The 18730-nt window shown below is 71.4% G+C and carries 18 protein-coding genes and 1 riboswitch; of the genes, 9 read left to right on the forward strand and 9 right to left on the reverse strand.

What is annotated here, in order from left to right; translation table 11 throughout:
* Window positions 1-11: 11 nt before the first annotated feature.
* The 3 genes from IF01_RS0102275 to IF01_RS0102285 all read right to left on the reverse strand — a co-directional run bounded on the left by IF01_RS0102275 (window position 12) and on the right by IF01_RS0102285 (window position 3305).
* Window positions 12-1376: an aminotransferase class V-fold PLP-dependent enzyme gene (locus IF01_RS0102275; RefSeq protein ID WP_030391504.1), complete on the reverse strand. Its 1365-nt coding sequence runs from the start codon at window positions 1374-1376 to the stop codon at window positions 12-14.
* A 54-nt stretch (window positions 1377-1430) separates the two neighbouring features.
* Window positions 1431-1548, reverse strand: a riboswitch (SAM riboswitch).
* 107 nt (window positions 1549-1655) lie between these two features.
* Window positions 1656-2732 (reverse strand): anthranilate phosphoribosyltransferase, encoded by a 1077-nt coding sequence (gene trpD, locus IF01_RS0102280; RefSeq protein WP_030391505.1) that lies wholly within the window; start codon window positions 2730-2732, stop codon window positions 1656-1658.
* A gap of 147 nt (window positions 2733-2879) precedes the next feature.
* Window positions 2880-3305, reverse strand: a complete 426-nt coding sequence (locus IF01_RS0102285; protein ID WP_030391506.1) for a hypothetical protein — start codon at window positions 3303-3305, stop codon at window positions 2880-2882.
* Between the two features lie 396 nt (window positions 3306-3701).
* Between IF01_RS0102285 and ctaE the strand changes: the two genes are divergently transcribed.
* The 5 genes from ctaE to IF01_RS0102310 all read left to right on the forward strand — a co-directional run bounded on the left by ctaE (window position 3702) and on the right by IF01_RS0102310 (window position 8569).
* Window positions 3702-4322 carry an aa3-type cytochrome oxidase subunit III gene (gene ctaE, locus IF01_RS0102290; RefSeq protein ID WP_030301107.1) on the forward strand — a complete coding sequence of 207 codons (621 nt, stop codon included), beginning with the start codon at window positions 3702-3704 and terminating at the stop codon, window positions 4320-4322.
* Window positions 4323-4510: 188 nt separating this feature from the next.
* A complete protein-coding gene (qcrC, locus tag IF01_RS0102295; protein ID WP_030391507.1) occupies window positions 4511-5320 on the forward strand; it encodes a cytochrome bc1 complex diheme cytochrome c subunit in 810 nt (269 codons plus the stop codon).
* Window positions 5317-6387, forward strand: coding sequence for a cytochrome bc1 complex Rieske iron-sulfur subunit (gene qcrA, locus IF01_RS0102300; protein ID WP_030391508.1), 1071 nt, complete (start codon window positions 5317-5319; stop codon window positions 6385-6387). Before qcrC ends, qcrA begins: the two co-directional genes overlap by 4 nt.
* The gene (gene qcrB / locus IF01_RS0102305) at window positions 6384-8045 is read left to right on the forward strand and encodes a cytochrome bc1 complex cytochrome b subunit (protein ID WP_030391509.1); all 1662 of its coding nucleotides are present in this window, start codon (window positions 6384-6386) and stop codon (window positions 8043-8045) included. The genes qcrA and qcrB overlap by 4 nt, the downstream gene beginning before the upstream one ends.
* A gap of 125 nt (window positions 8046-8170) precedes the next feature.
* Window positions 8171-8569, forward strand: a complete 399-nt coding sequence (locus tag IF01_RS0102310) for a GntR family transcriptional regulator (protein ID WP_030391510.1) — start codon at window positions 8171-8173, stop codon at window positions 8567-8569.
* 19 nt (window positions 8570-8588) lie between these two features.
* Here the strand turns inward: IF01_RS0102310 and IF01_RS0102315 are convergent, their stop codons facing one another.
* The 4 genes from IF01_RS0102315 to ctaC all read right to left on the reverse strand — a co-directional run bounded on the left by IF01_RS0102315 (window position 8589) and on the right by ctaC (window position 13061).
* Window positions 8589-9848, reverse strand: a complete 1260-nt coding sequence (locus tag IF01_RS0102315; RefSeq protein WP_051754827.1) for a L,D-transpeptidase — start codon at window positions 9846-9848, stop codon at window positions 8589-8591.
* A gap of 170 nt (window positions 9849-10018) precedes the next feature.
* On the reverse strand, window positions 10019-10435 hold the full coding sequence (locus IF01_RS0102320) for a cytochrome c oxidase subunit 4 (protein ID WP_030391512.1): 417 nt from the start codon (window positions 10433-10435) through the stop codon (window positions 10019-10021).
* Window positions 10435-12210, reverse strand: coding sequence for an aa3-type cytochrome oxidase subunit I (gene ctaD / locus IF01_RS0102325; protein WP_030391513.1), 1776 nt, complete (start codon window positions 12208-12210; stop codon window positions 10435-10437). The genes IF01_RS0102320 and ctaD overlap by 1 nt, the downstream gene beginning before the upstream one ends.
* Window positions 12207-13061, reverse strand: coding sequence for an aa3-type cytochrome oxidase subunit II (gene ctaC / locus IF01_RS0102330; RefSeq protein WP_030391514.1), 855 nt, complete (start codon window positions 13059-13061; stop codon window positions 12207-12209). Before ctaC ends, ctaD begins: the two co-directional genes overlap by 4 nt.
* A gap of 364 nt (window positions 13062-13425) precedes the next feature.
* Here ctaC and IF01_RS0102335 point away from each other — a divergent pair, with 364 nt between their 5' ends.
* Window positions 13426-14820 carry a cysteine desulfurase/sulfurtransferase TusA family protein gene (locus IF01_RS0102335; RefSeq protein WP_030391515.1) on the forward strand — a complete coding sequence of 465 codons (1395 nt, stop codon included), beginning with the start codon at window positions 13426-13428 and terminating at the stop codon, window positions 14818-14820.
* Here IF01_RS0102335 and IF01_RS0102340 read toward each other — a convergent pair.
* Complete coding sequence (locus tag IF01_RS0102340) at window positions 14813-15790, reverse strand: carbohydrate kinase family protein (RefSeq protein WP_030391516.1); 978 nt, start codon at window positions 15788-15790, stop codon at window positions 14813-14815. The genes IF01_RS0102335 and IF01_RS0102340 overlap by 8 nt on opposite strands.
* A gap of 264 nt (window positions 15791-16054) precedes the next feature.
* On the opposite strand from IF01_RS0102340, the gene IF01_RS0102345 reads away from it, so the two are divergent.
* Window positions 16055-16273, forward strand: coding sequence for a hypothetical protein (locus IF01_RS0102345; protein ID WP_030391517.1), 219 nt, complete (start codon window positions 16055-16057; stop codon window positions 16271-16273).
* A gap of 125 nt (window positions 16274-16398) precedes the next feature.
* Window positions 16399-17148: a hypothetical protein gene (locus tag IF01_RS43465; protein WP_051754828.1), complete on the forward strand. Its 750-nt coding sequence runs from the start codon at window positions 16399-16401 to the stop codon at window positions 17146-17148.
* A gap of 90 nt (window positions 17149-17238) precedes the next feature.
* Here IF01_RS43465 and erpA read toward each other — a convergent pair whose 3' ends face one another.
* Window positions 17239-17592 (reverse strand): iron-sulfur cluster insertion protein ErpA, encoded by a 354-nt coding sequence (gene erpA, locus IF01_RS0102355; protein WP_030391519.1) that lies wholly within the window; start codon window positions 17590-17592, stop codon window positions 17239-17241.
* 244 nt (window positions 17593-17836) lie between these two features.
* Here erpA and IF01_RS0102360 point away from each other — a divergent pair, with 244 nt between their 5' ends.
* Window positions 17837-18706, forward strand: a complete 870-nt coding sequence (locus tag IF01_RS0102360; RefSeq protein WP_030391520.1) for a GNAT family N-acetyltransferase — start codon at window positions 17837-17839, stop codon at window positions 18704-18706.
* The last annotated feature ends 24 nt before the right edge of the window (window positions 18707-18730 follow it).

Below are 18730 nucleotides of genomic sequence, written 5' to 3' on the forward strand. Positions count from 1 at the left end.
TCGACGGGGCCTCAGCCCTCCCGGCGGGTGTCCGCGACGCAGCGGCCGCCCTCGTTCCGGTAGCTCCACGCCGCGCCGTCCGTGACCAGCTCGCGGACGGCGGTCAGGAACCGGTCCACGTGCTCGTCCGGGGTGCCGGCGCCGAAGCTCACCCGGATCGCGTTCAGGCTGCGCTCGCCCGGCAGCGAGGCCTCCGGCGCGCCGCACTCCGAGGGCGCGGCCTCCTCGTCGCCGAGCAGGGTGCGCACCAGCGGGTGGGCGCAGAACAGGCCGTCCCGCACCCCGATGCCGTACTCGGCGGACAGCGCGGCCGAGAAGTGCGAGCTGTTCCAGCCCCGGACGACGAAGGACAGCACGCCCACCCGGTCCGCCTCGGCGCCGAACAGGTTCAGCACCCTGACCTCGGGGATCTCCGCCAGACCGGCCTTCAGCCGGGCCACCAGCGCCCGCTCGCGCGCCTCCAGCGCGTCGAACCCGGCCTCGGTGAGCGCCCGGCAGGCCGCCGCGATCGCGTACACGCCGATGACGTTCGGGGAGCCGGCCTCGTGCCGGGCCGGGCCGGTGTGCCACTGTACGGCCACCGTGCCGTCGGTCTCCCGGGCCACGGTCCGGGTGGCGCCGCCGCCGGCCAGGTAGGGCTCGGCCTCGTCCAGCCAGTCGGCCCGGCCGGCCAGCACCCCGGCGCCGAACGGCGCGTACAGCTTGTGGCCGGAGAAGGCGATCCAGTCGACCCCCAGCTCGCGCACCGAGACCCGGTGGTGCGGGGCCAGCTGCGCGGCGTCCAGCACCACCCGGGCGCCGTAGCGGTGGGCGGTCCTGGTCAGCTCGGCGACCGGCCAGAGCTCACCGGTGACGTTCGAGGCGCCGGTGACACAGAGCAGCTTCGGGCCCTCGGGCGCCTCGGCGAGCGCGGCGTCGAAGGCGGCGACCGCCTCGGCGTGCGAGCGGGGGGCGCGCAGACAGGTGACGGTCAGACCGGCGTGCGCCCAGGGCAGCAGCGAGGCGTGGTGCTCGGTCTCGAAGGCGAACACCTGGGTCCCGGCCGGGACGGCGCCGGCCAGCAGGTTGAGCGAGTCGGTGGTGGCGCGGGTGAAGACCACCTGGTCGCCCTCGCGCAGGTCCAGGAACTCGGCGACGGTGCGGCGGCTCTGCTCGAACAGGTCGGTGGAGAGCTGGGACAGGTAGCCGGCGCCGCGGTGCACGCTGCCGTAGTAGGGGGCGTAGGCGGCGACCTCGTCCCAGACCCGCTGGAGCGCCGGGGCGCTGGCGGCGTAGTCGAGCGCCGCGTAGGCGACCTTGTCGCCGTTGGCGAGCGGGACCTCGACATCGTGGCCGAGAACGGCGAGGGGGGTGCTGAGGCCGGTAGCAACAGACATGGGAATGCACTCCGTCTACGGGTCTGGGACCCCGGGAGTGCGTGATGATCCGGGTGTCCGCGCTTGCCACGCGGACGGTTCGCCGCACGGCCCGGTCCTCACCCAGGGCACCCCGCCACGGACGGAGGGTTGCCGGACAGCAAGCTGGGGCTTGTCGCTGTCGCTCATGACCTGGCCAAGACTGTAGGTCGGGTCCGCCCGCCGGTCAAACAAGGGTCCACATCCCGGACAGGCGTCGGGGCCCACCGGGAGGATTCCCGATGGGCCCCAACCGCCGTGTCACACCCGGGCGGTGGCCTCCGACCAGTGCTTCAGCAGGTCCCGCGCGGCACCCGAGTCGACGGCCGCCGCGGTACGCCGCATGGCCGCGCCGAGCTGCTCGGCGAGCGGCGCGTCGGTGAGGTCCAGTGCCACCAGCGCGGCCGCCGAGTTCAGCAGCACCGCGTCCCGGACCGGCCCGTGCTCCCCGGCGAGCACCCGGCGCGCGACCTCCGCGTTGTACGCCGGGTCCGCGCCGCGCAGCGCCTCGATGCCGACCGGCTCGATGCCGACCTCGCGCGGGTCGAAGGAGGTCTCGGTGACGGCGCCGTCGCGGACCACCCACACCCGCGAGGTGGTGGTGATGGTCAGCTCGTCCAGTCCGTCGTCGCCCCGGAAGACCAGCGCGGTGGCACCGCGCCGGGCGAGCACCCCGGCGATCAGCGCCGCCAGGCGGGTGTCGAAGCAGCCGATCGCGTGCGCCGTCACCCGGGCCGGGTTGGTCAGCGGCCCCAGGATGTTGAACGCGGTGGGCACCCCGAGGTCGCGCCGGGCCGGCGCGGCGTGCCGCATCGACGGGTGGAAGGTCGCGGCGAAGCAGAAGGTGAGCCCGACCTCCTCGGCGATCTCGGCGACCCGGCGCGGCCGGAGGTCCAGGCTGATGCCCAGCTTCTCCAGCACGTCCGAGGATCCGCTGGACGAGGAGGCCGCCCGGTTGCCGTGCTTGACCACCTTGGCGCCGGCCGCGGCCGCGACGATCGCCGACATGGTGGAGATGTTGACGGTCTTGGCCCGGTCGCCGCCGGTGCCGACGATGTCCACCGCCGGGCCGGGGATGTCCAGCGGCTCGGCGTGCGCGTACATCGAGTCGACCAGTCCGGAGATCTCCTCGACCGTCTCGCCCTTGGCCCGCAGCGCCACCATGAACCCGGCCACCTGCACCGGGGAGGCCTCGCCGCTCATGATCCGGTCCATCGCCCACGCGGTGGCCGAGCGGTCGAGGTCCTCTCCCCTCAGCAGCGCCGACAGGATGTCCGGCCAGGAGCGGACCACCTGCGCGGGGTCGCTCCCACCGTTCGCAGGCTGCACGTTCACCATGGCTGACTCCGGCTCTCGCTGCCCCGGCTACCCGGGGAAGGACGTAGGGACGGAGTCAGCCTATCGAGCGGCGGGCCGCCGGGGCTCCGCCGTTCACCCTTCTTCTCTTGTCGTGAGACGCCGGGTGGAACGCGGGGCGGGACCGGACTAGCGGACGGCGGGCGCCCGCTTGGCCAGCCGGGCCCGCAGCAGCGTGGCGGCGGCCTCCGCCAGCGCCACCGGGTCCACCGGCTGGGAGATCGCCGCGTCGGCCCGGCTCCAGGCGGCCAGCCAGGAGTCCTGCGGCCGGCCGATCAGCACCAGCACCGGCGGGCAACCGTAGATCTCGTCCTTCAGCTGCCGCGCGAGCCCGAGCCCGCCGGCCGGCACCGCCTCACCGTCCAGGACGCAGAGGTCGACACCACCCTTCTCCAGCGCCTTGAGCACCGCGGGGGTGGTCGCGCACTCCAGGTAGGCCAGCTCCGGCAGGTCCTCCGCGGGCCGCCGCCCGAGAGCGGTCAGCACCTGCTCACGGGTGGTTCGGTCGTGGCTGTAGACGAGAACGGTCAGCGTCTCGTCGGTCGTGTACGCCATGGGCCCTGCTCCCTCACGTGTGATCCGGACCACGTTCGCCTCTCCCCGGATGCTACTCCCGATCACCGCCCGCCGAGCCCCTCCCGCGCGATCTCTTCCCGACGGCGCCGCGTCCGCCACTGGTCCGGCCGGAGCACGGCGCGTCACCCCCGCCCGCACGGTCCACCCGTACGGCGGACGAGTGGAACTTCCCCTTACCCCCGAGGACCCCCGAAGGCCCGCCACGACACGCCGGACAGGGTCCGGACGGGCCCTTCGAGCAACCGTCAGAAAAGGGACACGCCGCTGCTCAGCGGCAGTACGGACGCCCCGTCGGGCCCCAGGGGGGCATACCGCACGCACCGGACACTCCGAGGGTGACCCCCCGACGTGAAGACGGAATAAGGGACCGACATAATGTCCGTCGTGGCGACAGCAACAGCAGTAGAAACCGGGCACGCGCACGGATCGGTCAACCGGCCGAACATGGTCAGCGTCGGAACGATCGTCTGGCTCAGTTCCGAGTTGATGTTCTTCGCGGCCCTCTTCGCGATGTACTTCACGCTCCGCTCCGTCAAGGGGCCGGAGTTCTGGACCGAGAAGGCGCACGCCCTCAACGTGCCCTTCTCCTCGGTCAACACCACGATCCTGGTGCTCTCCTCGCTCACCTGCCAGCTCGGCGTCTTCGCCGCCGAGCGCGGGGACGTGAAGAAGCTCCGCTCGTGGTTCGTCATCACCTTCGTGATGGGCGCGATCTTCATCGGCGGCCAGATCTTCGAGTACACCGAGCTGGTCAAGAAGGACGGCCTGTCGCTGTCCTCCGACCCGTACGGCACGGTGTTCTACCTGACCACCGGCTTCCACGGTCTGCACGTGACGGGTGGTCTGATCGCCTTCCTGCTGGTCCTGGGACGGACGTACGCAGCCAAGCGCTTCACGCACGAGCAGGCCACCGCCGCCATCGTGGTGTCGTACTACTGGCACTTCGTCGATGTCGTGTGGATCGGCCTGTTCGCGACCATCTACCTGATCAAGTAACCAGCTGATCAGGTCGCTGGCCACCGGCCTCGGGTCCCGCCCTCACCGGCGACGGCCCGATTTCGCCGGTGGCGACGCTCCCACCGACCGACCGCGCGCGCAGCCCTAGACAAGGCAGCCTCGTGCCGGCCAGACCGGCCGCCGGGTGCAACCACCAGTCGACCAGATCCTGACACCGGGGTTATTCCGTGAAAAAGCTCTCCGCACGACGGCGCCACCCACTGGCGGCGCTGGTCGTCCTACTTCTCGCCCTGGCGGCAACCGGGGGGCTGTACGCCGCGTTCGCGCCCGCCGGCAAGGCGCAGGCCGACGTGGCGGCGCAGTCGCTCGCGATCGATGAGGGCAAGAAGCTCTTCGCCGTGGGCTGCTCCTCCTGCCACGGCCTGAACGGCGAGGGCAGCAGCGACGGCCCCAGCCTGGTCGGCGTCGGCTCCGCCGCGGTCGACTTCCAGGTGGGCACCGGTCGTATGCCGGCCCAGCAGCCCGGCGCCCAGGTGCCGCGCAAGCCGAACATCTACTCGCAGGCCGAGATCGACCAGCTCGCCGCCTTCGTCGCCTCGCTCGGCCCCGGTCCGGTCACGCCGACCGAGGAGCAGTACACCTCGACCAACCCGGACGACCTGTCCAAGGGCGGCGAGCTGTTCCGCACCAACTGCGCCCAGTGCCACAACTTCGCCGGCCAGGGCGGTGCCCTGACCCAGGGCAAGTACGCCCCGTCGCTGGAGGGCGTGGACGCCAAGCACATCTACGAGGCCATGCAGACCGGCCCGCAGAACATGCCGTCGTTCCCGGACAGCACCATGCCCGAGGAGCAGAAGAAGCAGATCGTGGCCTTCGTCCGCCACACCACCAACGATGAGCCCAACCCCGGCGGTCTCACGCTCGGCAGCCTCGGTCCGGTGACCGAGGGCCTGTTCGGCTGGATCTTCGGTCTCGGCGCGCTCATCGCGGTCGCGATCTGGGTCGCCGCCCACACCACCAAGGCCAAGAAGTCATGAGCCACGACATGTCAGAAGAGAAGCTCCCGGAGTCCCACGGCTCCGCCGGGCACCACGAGGTGGCCGCCCACGGCGATCCGTTCGCCGACCCGGGCCTGCCGGCCCACGAGCCGCGCCGCACCGACATCGACGAGCGGGCCGCCAAGCGGGCCGAGCGCCAGGTGTCGCTGATGTTCGTGGTCTCGATGCTCGCCACGATCGGCTTCATCGCCTCGTACGTGGCCATCGACCCGGACAAGATCGTCTACATCTGGCCGCTGGGCCACGTCAGCGCGCTGAACTTCGCGCTCGGCATGACCCTCGGTCTGGCGCTGTTCCTCATCGGCGCGGGCGCGGTCCACTGGGCCCGCACCCTGATGTCGGACCACGAGATCCCGGCCGAGCGTCACCCGATCGAGGCCGACGACGAGGTTCGCGCCGACGTCATCGAGCAGTTCCGGACCGGTGCCGCGGAGTCCGGCTTCGGCCGCCGCAAGATGATCCGCAACACCCTCATCGGTTCGATGGCCCTGGTGCCGCTGTCCGGTGTGGTCCTCCTGCGCGACCTGGGCCCGCTGCCCGAGGACAAGCTGGAGCACACGGGTTGGGAGGAGGCGACCGACGCCAAGCCCCTGCAGCTCATCAACATGAACACCAACCAGCCGATGAAGGCCGAGGACATCATCACGGGGTCGCTGACCTTCGCGATGCCCGAGGGCCTGAGCACCCACGACGAGGACTTCCAGCAGCGCATCGCCAAGGACGCCCTCATGCTGGTGCGCATCGCGCCGGAGAACATCAAGGACGACAAGTCCAAGGAGAAGGGCTTCGAGGGCATCCTCGCCTACTCCAAGATCTGCACCCACGTCGGCTGCCCGATCAGCCTGTACGAGCAGCAGACCCACCACGCGCTCTGCCCCTGCCACCAGTCGACCTTCGACCTGGCGGACGGCGCGCGCGTGATCTTCGGCCCGGCCGGTCACCCGCTGCCGCAGCTGAAGATCACCACTGACGAGAAGGGCTTCCTGGTCGCCCACGGCGACTTCGACGAGCCCGTCGGCCCGAGCTACTGGGAGCGTGCTCGATGAGCAGTACGAGCAGCACCACCTCCGGCGCCGCCAAGCCGGCCAGCACGCGCGCCAAGCCCGCGAACAAGTGGGAGCAGGCCGCGGACTGGACGGACGGTCGGCTGGGGATCTACTCCCTCGCCAAGACCAACCTGCGGAAGATCTTCCCGGACCACTGGTCCTTCATGCTGGGCGAGATCTGCCTCTACACGTTCATCATCATCATCCTGACCGGTGTCTACCTGACGCTGTTCTTCAAGCCCTCGATGGGCGAGGTCGTCTACAACGGCTCGTACATCCCGCTCAAGGGCATCCCGATGTCCGAGGCGTACGCGTCGACGGTCGACATCAGCTTCGAGGTGCGCGGCGGCCTGCTGGTCCGCCAGATCCACCACTGGGCGGCCCTGGTCTTCGTCGCGGCGATGTTCGTGCACATGATGCGCGTCTTCTTCACCGGCGCGTTCCGCAAGCCCCGTGAGATCAACTGGGTCTTCGGCTTCCTGCTGCTGGTCCTGGGCATGTTCGACGGCTTCTTCGGCTACTCGCTGCCCGACGACCTGCTCTCCGGCACCGGTATCCGGTTCATGGAGGGCGCCGTCCTGGCGACCCCGCTGATCGGCACCTACGTCCAGATGTTCCTGTTCGGGGGCGAGTTCCCCGGCCACGACATCGTGCCGCGGTTCTTCACCATCCACGTGCTGCTGATCCCGGGCATCATGCTCGGCCTGCTGGTGGCGCACCTGATCCTGGTCTTCTACCACAAGCACACCCAGTGGGCGGGCCCGGGCAAGACCGAGAAGAACGTCGTCGGCATGCCGCTGATGCCGGTCTACATGGCCAAGGCCGGTGGCTTCTTCTTCCTGGTGTTCGGTCTGATCGCGGCCATCTCGGCGATCGCCTCGATCAACCCGATCTGGGCGTACGGCCCGTACCGTCCCGACCAGGTGTCCACGGACGCCCAGCCGGACTGGTACATGGGCTTCTCCGAGGGCCTGATCCGCATCATGCCGGGCTGGGAGGTCAGCCTGTGGGGCCACACCCTGAACCTCGGTGTGGCGATCCCGCTGATGGTCCTCTTCCCGATGGTGCTGGTCTCGATCGCCGCCTACCCCTTCATCGAGGGCTGGATCACCGGCGACAAGCGCGAGCACCACATCCTGGACCGTCCGCGCAACGCCCCGGTCCGCACCGCCCTGGGTGCCGCCTGGATCAGCCTCTACCTGGTCCTGCTGGCGGCCGGTGGCAACGACCTGTTCGCCACCCACCTGCACCTGTCGATCAACTCGGTCACCTACTTCGTCCGCGTGGGCATGTTCGTGGTCCCGGTCATCGTCTTCATCGTCACCAAGCGCTGGTGCCTCGGCCTCCAGCGCCGTGACAAGGAGAAGGTGCTGCACGGCCGCGAGACCGGCGTCATCAAGCGCCTGCCGCACGGCGAGTTCGTCGAGGTGCACGCCCAGCTGCCGCAGAAGGACCTGCACAAGCTCACCGCGCACGAGCAGATCGAGCCGTTCGAGCTGCCGGCCGAGACGGACGAGAACGGCGTGGCCAGCAAGGCCAACGTCCTCGACCGCACCCGGGCGAAGCTCTCCCGCGGCTTCTACGGCGAGGGCAGCCAGATCCCCAAGCCGACCTCCGAGGAGCACCACGAGATCACCAGCGGCCACGGCCACCACTGATCCCGTACGCACCCCGCGTCGCACCCCGAGGGCCGCCGACCAGAGTTCTTCTGGTCGGCGGCCCTCGGGCTTTCCCGTCCCCGGGGGCGCCCCGCGATGCCCCCGCCGAACGTCAGGAGCCTCCTGTGCAGCTGTCCGTCGACCCCGCGGCCGGCACTCCCCCGTACGAGCAGATCCGGGCCCAGATCGCCGAACAGGCCCGGACCGGCGAACTGGCGACCGGACTGCGGCTGCCCACCGTCCGCGCGCTGGCCGAGCAGCTCGGGCTGGCCGCCGGGACGGTCGCCCGCGCCTACCGGGAGCTGGAGGCGGACGGGGTGGTGGAGACGCACGGCCGGCGCGGCACCCTGATCGCCGCCGTCGGCGACTCCGCGCACCGACTGGCCGCCGCGGCCGCCGCGGAGTACGCCGAGCGGGTGCGGCGGCTCGGGCTGCCGGCGGCGGACGCCCTGGCCGCCGCCGACAACGCGCTGCGCCTGGCCTACCGGGAGGAGGGCGCCACCGAGGGCCTGCAGGGGCCCTGAGGGCCCTCGGGGCCGGTCCTCAGAGCTGCGGGGCGATCATCCCGCCGGCGGGGGCCCTGGTGGCCGGCGTGGTGGTGCTGACGGGCTGCCCGAGGGCGCTGTGCCCGACCCACTCGCCCCAGCCGATGTTCCAGTCCCCGAAGCCGTTGCCGAACGGCTCCATGCTCTTGCCGCGGCTGTTCACCACCGTCACCAGGTCCCCCACCCTGGTGTTCTGGTAGAACCAGTGGGCGTTCTCGGTGCTCATGCCGGTACAGCCGTGGCTGACGTTCTCCACCCCCTGGGAGCCGACCGACCAGGGCGCCGCGTGCACGTACTCGCCGCTCCAGGTGACCCGGGTGGCCCACTCGACGTCGAGGTCGTAGGACTCCTGGCTGCCGGCCGCTATACCGATCGTCTCGCCGCTCATCCGGACCTTGCGCTCCTGGCCGAGCACCACCTTGACGCCGTTGCGGGTGTCGAAGCCGGGCTTGCCGGTGGTGACCGGGATCGTCCGGACCACCTGGCCGTCGCGCTTGAGGGTCAGCTCGTGGGCGGCCGCGTCGACCACCGTCTCGACCCGCTCGCCGATCCGCATCGACAGCGCCGCCCGGTCGCCGCCGTACAGGCCGTCCGAGATCCGGCCGCCGGTGGCCTCGAAGGCCAGCGCGACGACGGTGCCGGTGGGCCAGTACTCCTCGGGGCGGAAGTGCAGGTTCTTGTCGTCCACCCAGTACCAGGCACCGGTCACGGCGGGCTGCGAGGTCACCGTCAGCGCCCGCTCCACCTCCTGGCGGGCCTGCGGGTCCTTGACCGCCTCGGACAGCTGCACGGTGAGCGGCTGGCCGACCCCGTAGACGCCGCTGCCGGAGGAGTCGGGACCGAGCTTGGCGGTCAGCAGCCGCTGGGCGGCCAGGGTGGCGAAGCCGGAGGTGGTCTCGCCGCGCCCGCCGCTGCCGTCGTCGGCGGCGATCCGCACCGTGTAGGCGGTGGCCGCCTTCAGCCGGCCGGTGGTCTGCCAGCTGCGCTGGTCCTCCGAGAGCCGTCCGGCGACGATCCGGCCGTCCGGGCCGACCACGGTGACATCGGTCAGCCGGCTGCCCGGCTCCGCGGTGACCGTGACCGGCTGCGAGGGGTCCACCTTGTCCGTGGCGGAGAGGTGGACCAGCCGGGCAGCGTCGACCTTGCGGACGGAGTCCGCGACCTCCTCGCCGCCGGAGCTGCAGCCGGCCAGCGGGGCCAGCACAACGAGGGCCAGCGTGATGCCGCCTAGACCCGCGATTCCGCGCCTGTCGGCCATGACCGCCTCCCAGGGTTTCGCACGATTGGTCAGATCGTAGGAACCCCCTCCGGGTGAGCGACATTCGAACGGCGTCCCGTTGGGCCGCCGGGGTGAGGCCGTCACTCCGGGGACGCAACAGGGCCGGGCTTCCCGTGCGGGAAGCCCGGCCCTGTGGGAGAGAACCGGTCCTACTGGTTCTGGTTCTCGCCCCGGTAGAACTCGAAGACCCAGCCGAAGAGGCCGATCAGGATGACCGGGATCGACCAGTACAGCAGCCACCAGCCGAAGATCACGCCGAGGAAGGCCAGCGCGCCGCCGACCGCCAGCGAGAGCGGCTGCCAGCTGTGCGGGGCGAAGAAGCCCAGCTCGCCGGAGTCGTCCGCGACCTCGGCCTCGGGGTTGTCACCCGCGCCGCTGTCCACCCGGCGGGCGGTGAAGGCGAGGTAGTACCCGATGAAGGCGCACAGCGCGAAGGCGAGGAACAGCGCGGTGGTACCGGCGGCCTCGATGCCGTGGTCGGAGTTGTTGGTCCACAGGCCGTAGGTGATCGCCATGGCCAGCACGAAGACCGCCAGGCCCAGGAAAATCTTGCCCTGTTCCCTCATCAGGCGTCGCCTTCCTTCTTGCCCTTGCCGAGCTTCGGGGCGTCGTACTTGGCCGGGGTCACACCGGCGAAGTGCTTGGCCGGCTCACCGTGGTACTCCAGGTAGTCCAGCGCGGCGATCTCCGGGTAGTGGAGGTCGAAGGCCGGGGATTCGGAGCGGATCCGGGGCAGGGTGAGGAAGTTGTGCCGCGGCGGCGGGCAGGAGGTCGCCCACTCCAGCGAACGGCCGTAGCCCCACGGGTCGTCGACCTCGACCTTCTCGCCGTACTTCGCCGTCTTCCACACGTTGTAGAGGAACGGCAGGATCGACAGGCCGAGCAGGAACGAGCCGATGGTCGAGACGGTGTTCAGGGTGGTGAAGCCGTCCGAGGCCAGGTAGTCGGCGTAGCGGCGGGGCATGCCCTCCGCGCCGAGCCAGTGCTGCACCAGGAAGGTGGTGTGGAAGCCGATGAACAGCGTCCAGAAGGTGACCTTGCCGAGGCGCTCGTCGAGCATCTTGCCGGTCATCTTCGGCCACCAGAAGTGGAAGCCGGCGAACATCGCGAAGACGACGGTGCCGAAGACCACGTAGTGGAAGTGGGCGACGACGAAGTACGAGTCCGAGACGTGGAAGTCGATCGGCGGGGAGGCCAGCAGGACACCGGTCAGACCACCGAAGAGGAAGGTGACCAGGAAGCCGACCGTCCAGAGCATCGGGGTCTCGAAGCTCAGCGAGCCCTTCCACATGGTGCCGACCCAGTTGAAGAACTTCACACCGGTCGGGACCGCGATCAGGAAGGTCATGAAGGAGAAGAACGGCAGCAGCACCTGTCCGGTGACGTACATGTGGTGGGCCCACACCGTCACGGACAGACCGGCGATCGCGATGGTGGCCGCGATCAGGCCGGAGTAGCCGAACATCGGCTTGCGGCTGAAGACCGGGATGATCTCCGACACGATGCCGAAGAACGGCAGCGCGATGATGTACACCTCGGGGTGGCCGAAGAACCAGAACAGGTGCTGCCAGAGCAGCGCGCCACCGTTGGCCGGGTCGAAGACGTGTGCCCCGAACTTGCGGTCCGCCTCCAGGGCGAACAGCGCGGCGGCGAGCACCGGGAAGGCCAGCAGGACCAGCACGGCGGTCAGCAGGACGTTCCAGACGAAGATCGACATCCGGAACATCGTCATGCCGGGCGCGCGCATGCAGATGATCGTGGTGATGAAGTTGACCGCACCGAGGATCGTGCCGAAGCCGGAGAAGGCCAGACCCATGATCCACATGTCCGCGCCGATGCCCGGCGAGCGGACCGCGTCGGAGAGCGGCGCGTAGGCGAACCAGCCGAAGTCGGCGGCGCCCTGCGGGGTGAGGAAGCCGGCCACCGCGATCAGCGAGCCGAACAGGTACAGCCAGTAGGCGAACATGTTCAGCCGCGGGAAGGCGACGTCGGGCGCGCCGATCTGCAGCGGCATGATCCAGTTCGCGAAGCCGGCGAAGAGCGGCGTCGCGAACATCAGCAGCATGACCGTGCCGTGCATCGTGAACGCCTGGTTGAACTGCTCGTTCGACAGGATCTGGGTCCCGGGACGAGCCAGCTCGGCGCGCATGACCAGGGCGAGGATGCCACCGATCAGGAAGAAGGCGAACGACGTGCCCAGGTACAGCGTGCCGATCGTCTTGTGGTCAGTGGTGGTCAGCCACTTGATGATGGTGGAACCCGGCTTCCGGGTCCGCTGCGCCCCGACCGTGACGGCCCCGGCGCCCCCGCCGGCCGCGGCGGGCTCGTTGAGGATGGTCACTTCTCTTCACTTCCCATGGTCGTGATGCCGGAGGGCACCGCGCCGGTCTGACCCTTGGCCCTGAGGTCCTTCAGGTGCTGGTCGTACTCGGCACGGTCGACGACCTTCACGTTGAACAGCATGCGCGAGTGGTCGACGCCGCAGAGCTCGGCGCACTTGCCCTTGTACTCACCCTTGACGGTCGGGGTGACCTCGAACTTGTTGACCACGCCCGGGACGACGTCCATCTTCATCATGAAGTTGATGGGCCAGAAGTCGTGGATCACATCACGCGAGGTGAGGCGGAACTGCACCGTCTCGTTCACCGGCAGGTACAGGGTGGGGGCCTCGTTGGGCGTGCCCACCTCGTACGCGGCCTGCTGGTTGGCCGGGTCGGGGTTCTCGGTGTTCTCGTAGTTGAACGCCCAGCTCCACTGGAAGCCCACCACGTTGACCATGTGCTGTGGCTTCTCGGAGACGGAGATCAGCTTCGACTCGTCGCGGGCGACGAAGTAGAAGAGCACCGAAACGATGATGATCGGGACCGCGGTGTAGAGCGCCTCGATGGGCACGTTGTACCGGGTCTGCGGGGGGACCTGCACACCGGTGCGGCTGCGCCGGTGGAAGATCACGCTCCAGATGATCAGACCCCACATCAGTACGCCGACCACCAGCGCCGCGATCCAGGAGCCCTGCCACATGTGGAGGACCATCGGCCCTTCCTTGGTGACAGGACTCGGGAGGCCAAGCCTGGGGAGGTCGTTGGCCGAGCAGCCGGTGGCGGTCGCGATGACGAGGCCCAGTGCCAGCGCCTGAGGCAGCTTCCGCCGCATCGTGCGCCGCGGCGAGCGGTCGGAGCCGTTGGGACTCACGTAGCGCCTTCCCGAAGTCTCGCCCGCCTTCGCGTCGCCCCGGGGAGGCTTTCCCTCCCCGGCGACCCGACCACGGGCACGGTTTGAATGCTTATGCGGGCCAAACCCTACTCCAGCCTTATGCGCTGCTGACGGGCAGGTCCCAGTAACGCGCCGCCCGGACACCCGATCAGGCCCGGCAGGGGCTGCGCCGCAGGTCATCCTAGGCATTAGGGGTCCGTACGCCCGATCGAGGGATGACCTCGGACAACGTGGTGACGCCCCGTCGGGAGCGGACTATCCGGACATTCGGGATGATCGACTGACGGAGGGTGAGCCGTCGGCGGAAGCCCGGACACGCCCGTCGGTGTCGTTAAATGTGACCGTGTACTTCGATGTGGCCTCCACCGCACCGCTCCACCCCGTCGCACGGCAGGCACTGACCGCCGCCCTGGACGAGGGATGGGCCGACCCGGCCCGGCTCTACCGCTCCGGACGCCAGGCCAGGATGCTCCTGGACGCCGCCCGGGAGACCGTGGCCGAGGTGATCGGCTGCCGGGCCGACGAGATCGCCTTCACGTCGAGCGGCACCCAGGCCGTCCAACTCGGGGTGCTGGGCGCGCTGCGCGGCAACCGGCGGCGCGGCGGGCACCTGGCGCACTCCGCCGTCGAGCACTCCAGCGTGCTGCACAGCGCCGAACGCCACCTCGCCGAGGGCGGCGAGGTCACCTCGGTGCCGGTGGACCGGCACGGCCGGGTGGACCCGGAGGAGTTCGCCGCCGCGCTGCGGCCGGACACCGCGCTCGCCGTGCTGCAGTCCGCCAACCACGAGGTGGGCACGGTGCAGCCGGTCGCCGAGGTGGCCGCGCTCCGCGGCGAGGTGCCGCTGCTGGTGGACGCCGCGCAGAGCGCCGGACGGGTGGACCTGCCCACCGGCTGGTCGCTGCTCACCGCCAGCGCGCACAAGTGGGGCGGACCGGCCGGGGTCGGGGTGCTCGCGGTGCGCAAGGGCGTCCGCCACGTCTCGCCGCTGCCCGCCGACGAGCGGGAGGCGGGCCGGGTGCCGGGCTTCGTCAACGTGCCGGCGATCGTCGCGGCCGCGGCCTCGCTGCGCGCGGTACGGGCCGAGGCGGAGCGGGAGAACGCCCGGCTGCACGAGCTGGTCGAGCGGATCCGGGCCCGGGTGCCGCGGCTGGTGCCCGAGGTGGAGGTGGTCGGCGACCCGGTGCGGCGGCTGCCGCACATCGTCACCTTCTCCTGCCTGTACGTGGACGGCGAGGTCCTGCTGGGCGAGCTGGACCGGGCCGGGTTCGCGGTCTCCTCCGGCTCCTCCTGCACCTCGTCCACGCTGACGCCGAGCCATGTGCTGGCCGCGATGGGCGTGCTCACCGAGGGGAACGTCCGGATCTCACTGCCGTTCGGCACCGCCGGGGCGGACGTCGACCGCTTCCTGACGGTGCTGCCGGAGCTGGTGGCCGGCGTCCGCGCGCCGCTGGGCCTGGACCTGCCCGCGCCCGCCGCGGCCCGGGAGTCCGACGGGGGCCCGCTGGTCCTGGACGCGCTGGGCAAGCGCTGCCCGCTGCCGGTGATCGAACTGGCGAAGCGGATCGGCGAGGTCCCGGTGGGCGGCACGGTCGTGGTGCTGGCCGACGACGAGGCCGCCCGGCTGGACGTGCCGGCCTGGTGCGGGATGCGCGAGCAGGAGTACCTGGGCGAGGCCCCGGCCGCCGAGTACGGCGGCGACCGGGGCTCGGCCTACCTGGTGCGGCGGGTCAGTTGACCAGGTGCGCCCGGACGTCGGCGCCGGCCTCGTCGCCGTAGGCCGCGACGAAGCGCTGCAGGAAGTCGTGCGGGCGCAGCTCGTACTCCTGGGTGCCGACGGTCTCGATCACCAGGGTGGCCAGCATGCAGCCGAGCTGGGCGGCGCGCTCCAGCTCCAGCTCCCAGGAGAGGCCGGCCAGGAAGCCGGCCCGGAAGGCGTCGCCGACACCGGTCGGGTCGACCTTGGCGGCCTCGGGGGCGCAGCCGACCACGATCGGGGACTCGCCCTTGCGCTCGATCCGGACGCCCTTGCTGCCGAGGGTGGTGATCCGGGTGCCGACCCGGGTGAGGATCTCCTCCGCGTCCCAGCCGGTCTTGGACTCGATCAGCGCGGCCTCGTACTCGTTGGTGAAGAGGTACGCGGCGCCGTCGACGATCTGGCGGATGTCGTGGCCGTCGAGGCGGGCCAGCTGCTGCGACGGGTCCGCGGCGAAGGCGTAGCCGCGGGTGCGGCACTCCTGGGTGTGGCGGACCATCGCCTGCGGGTCGTCGGCGCCGATCAGCACCAGGTCGAGGCCGCCGACGCGGTCGGCGATCGGCTTGAGCTCGATGCTGCGGGCCTCGGCCATGGCGCCGGTGTAGAACGAGGCGATCTGGTTGTGGTCCTCGTCCGTGGTGCACATGAAGCGCGCGGTGTGCCGGGTCTCGGAGATGTGGACGGACCGGCAGTCCACGTTGTTGCGCTCCAGCCAGCTGCGGTACTCGGCGAAGTCCGCGCCGGCCGCGCCGACCAGGACCGGGCGCAGGCCGAGCACGCCCATGCCGAAGGCGATGTTCGGCGCGACGCCGCCGCGGCGGATGTCGAGGGTGTCGACCAGGAAGGACAGCGACACGGTGTGCAGCTGCTCGGCGACCAGCTGGTCGGCGAACCGGCCGGGGAAGGTCATCAGGTGGTCGGTCGCGATCGAACCGGCGACGGCGATACGCACGGGGTCTCCTCAGGATGGCAGCGGGGCCATGGAACAGCGGGGGGTGCAACCCACCTACGGTACCCGGCGGGCCCGGGGCACCAGCAAGACGCCGGGTGCGTTCCCGGCCGTCCGCTGTCACCCGCCGCCCCCGAAGGTGTACTACCCCGGGGTAGCTCTGGTGGCTGCCGGACGCCCGGCCTAGGGTCGCAGTCAGGGGCCCCTCCCGGCCCCGACCGGACCGTGGCGGCGCTGCCACGGCAGGTGGATCGGAGTTGATGGCCGATGTTGCCCAGTCACCACCCGCTGCGGGTTCCGCCCGCCCTGCTCGGCGACGCCGACGGGGAGTCGCTCGACGCGCTGGTGGACTCCTCGCGCCGGCTGCGGCGGTTCTGGCCGCTGCTGGCCGCCGGTCCGCAGGACAGCGCGCCGGCCGGCTCCGGCTTCCGCGTCCCCTCCCGGGCCCGGCGCGTGGTCGCGTCGATGCCCGAGTACGGGCCCTGAGCGGGGCTCCCGAGGGTCCCGGGGTGCGGCCGGGGCGGGCGGGGAACCGGAATCGTCCGGGCCACGTCACATCCCCGCGGTGCGGCCGGCAAGGCGTACCGCTGAACCCTCGGGAGGAAGTTCAGATGGATCTGGAAAGCATGCCCAGGCGTTCCGGCCGGGCACGCGCGACGGCGCTGGCCGCCCTCGTCCTGGCGGCGGTGGCCGTCCTGGCCGGTTGCGACGGCGGGACCGAGGCGGCTTCGGACGCGGCGGCCTCCGGCGGGGAGCGGGCCTCGGCGAGCGCTTCCGCCTCGCCGGGCGCGGCCACCGGCAGCGCCGACCCTGCCGCCCCGACCTCGACCTCCGCCCCGTCCGCGCCGGCCCCGGTGACCACGCCGCCGGTCGACCCGACGGCCACCGCCCCGGACCCGCGGCCGACCGGTCCGGCCCCGGCCACCAAGCCGCCGGCCCCGGCGACGACCCCGACCCCGGCGCCCACTCCCCCGGGCTCGGGCGGCAACGGCATCGCGGTGGGCGAGCCGCCGCCGAACGGCACCGGGAGCGGCTCGCCGGTGCACCCGGCGATCACCTACCGGGTGGACGGCAACAAGCTGACGGTCTGGTTCTACGGCGGGATCTGCCAGCGGTACGCGCTCAAGGCCGACGAGTCCAAGCCGGGCCGGGTGGACGTCCGGGTGACCACGGCGGCACCGGTCCCGGCCGGACAGGCCTGCGCCGAGCTGGCGAAGCGGCAGACCGTGACGGCCGACCTGAAGCAGCCGCTCCAGGGCCGGGCGGTGACCGATCTGGCGACCGGGCAGGAGGTGCCGCTGGAGGCGGACGCCAAGATCGGCCCGGATCCGGCGGTCCCGGACGTCCCCGGCAACCCGTGACCCCGGCGCGGACTCCGCGCGGACACGACGAAGGCGGCCCCCGGTGTCCGGGGGCCGCCTTCGTGGTCGGAGCGACGAGCTCCGGACCGACTAGCTGAACGAGTCGCCGCAGGCGCAGGAGCCGGTGGCGTTCGGGTTGTCGATCGTGAAGCCCTGCTTCTCGATGGTGTCGACGAAGTCGACGGTGGCGCCGCCCAGGTACGGGGCGCTCATCCGGTCGGTGACGACCTTCACACCGTCGAAGTCCTTCAGCACGTCACCGTCGAGCGAGCGCTCGTCGAAGAACAGCTGGTAGCGCAGGCCCGAGCAGCCGCCGGGCTGGACGGCGACGCGCAGCGCCAGGTCGTCCCGGCCTTCCTGCTCCAGCAGGCCCTTGACCTTGGCCGCGGCGGCATCGGTGAGGAGGATGCCACTCTCGACGGTGGTCTCGTCCTGGACGGTCATCTGCGTTCTCCCGGTCTTGACGACGGTCTGCCGCCAGTACCAACCGACGGCCGTCCGGATTCATTTCCCGGACGACGGAGTGTTTTCGGTGGATTCACGGCGGCGGTGTTCCGTGGGCCGGGCGTGCACCCGTTCCCCATACGCCTTCCATGCTCGCACACCGGCGGACCTCGGCGGCATCCCAGTCGGACGGATCCGGGCGAACCGGCCCCGCGGCGCGGGTCCGGCGGTCAGGATGGAGGGCATGCTCCTGCGCCCGCTCCAGGACTCCGCCGCCGACGCGGAGGCGGTCCGGCAGATCTCCGTCGCCGCGTTCGCCTCGCTCCCCGACACCCCGCAGGTCACCGGGCCGCCCCCGCCGTCCGTGTTCCAGCTGGCCCGCACCAGACATCTCGCGCGCACCGATCCGCAGGGCTGCTGGGTGGCCGAGCTGGACGGCGAGCCGGTGGGCGCGGTGCTCGCGCTGCGCCGCGAGGGCGTCTGGGTGCTGGCGCTGCTCGTGGTGCTGCCGCGGGCCCAGGGCAAGGGGGTGGGGCGGCTGCTGCTGGAGCGGGCGCTCGCCCACGGGCGCGGCTGTCTGCGCGGGATGCTGTGCGCCTCGCCGTCGCCGGCGGCGGTGCGGCGGTACCGGCTGGCCGGGTTCACGCTGCACCCGGCGATGCAGCTGACCGGGCGGGTGGACCGGTCCCGGCTGGTCGATCCGGGCGACCTCCCGGTGCACCCCGGCAACGCCACCCACCGGCACCTGCTGGACTCGGTGGACCGGCGGCTGCGCGGCGCCGCGCACGGTCCGGACCACGAACTGCTGCTCGCGCACTGCGAGGAGGTGCTGGTCGCGGACACCCTGGCCGGCAGCGGCTACTGCTACCGGGAGGGCGGCGAGGTGCGGCTGCTGGCGGCCACCTCGAAGCGGATCGCCACCCGGCTGCTGCGCGAGGCGCTGGCCCGGGTGCCGGAGGGGGTGGAGGCGCGGGTGGAGGCGCTGACCGCCGAGCAGGAGTGGGCGCTGGACGTCGGCCTGGAACTGGGCCTGTCCGTGGAGACCCGGGGGTACCTGGGGCTGCGCGGGATGCGCCCGCCGGCGCCGTACATCCCCAACGGCGGGCTGCTCTAGCCCGGACGCGCGCGACCCCCGCCG

Source organism: Kitasatospora purpeofusca, assembly GCF_000718025.1.
Classification (GTDB): domain Bacteria; phylum Actinomycetota; class Actinomycetes; order Streptomycetales; family Streptomycetaceae; genus Kitasatospora; species Kitasatospora purpeofusca.

Bases quoted from the DNA above. Each gene is read 5' to 3' on its own strand.
- IF01_RS0102360 (WP_030391520.1), top strand. From the start codon at position 17,837: ATGCTCCTGCGCCCGCTCCAGGACTCCGCCGCCGACGCGGAGGCGGTC.
- trpD (WP_030391505.1), bottom strand. From the start codon at position 2,732: ATGGTGAACGTGCAGCCTGCGAACGGTGGGAGCGACCCCGCGCAGGTG.
- qcrA (WP_030391508.1), top strand. From the start codon at position 5,317: ATGAGCCACGACATGTCAGAAGAGAAGCTCCCGGAGTCCCACGGCTCC.
- ctaE (WP_030301107.1), top strand. From the start codon at position 3,702: ATGTCCGTCGTGGCGACAGCAACAGCAGTAGAAACCGGGCACGCGCAC.
- IF01_RS0102275 (WP_030391504.1), bottom strand. From the start codon at position 1,376: ATGTCTGTTGCTACCGGCCTCAGCACCCCCCTCGCCGTTCTCGGCCAC.
- IF01_RS0102315 (WP_051754827.1), bottom strand. From the start codon at position 9,848: ATGGCCGACAGGCGCGGAATCGCGGGTCTAGGCGGCATCACGCTGGCC.
- IF01_RS43465 (WP_051754828.1), top strand. From the start codon at position 16,399: ATGGATCTGGAAAGCATGCCCAGGCGTTCCGGCCGGGCACGCGCGACG.
- IF01_RS0102320 (WP_030391512.1), bottom strand. From the start codon at position 10,435: ATGAGGGAACAGGGCAAGATTTTCCTGGGCCTGGCGGTCTTCGTGCTG.
- IF01_RS0102345 (WP_030391517.1), top strand. From the start codon at position 16,055: ATGTTGCCCAGTCACCACCCGCTGCGGGTTCCGCCCGCCCTGCTCGGC.
- erpA (WP_030391519.1), bottom strand. From the start codon at position 17,592: ATGACCGTCCAGGACGAGACCACCGTCGAGAGTGGCATCCTCCTCACC.
- qcrB (WP_030391509.1), top strand. From the start codon at position 6,384: ATGAGCAGTACGAGCAGCACCACCTCCGGCGCCGCCAAGCCGGCCAGC.
- IF01_RS0102285 (WP_030391506.1), bottom strand. From the start codon at position 3,305: ATGGCGTACACGACCGACGAGACGCTGACCGTTCTCGTCTACAGCCAC.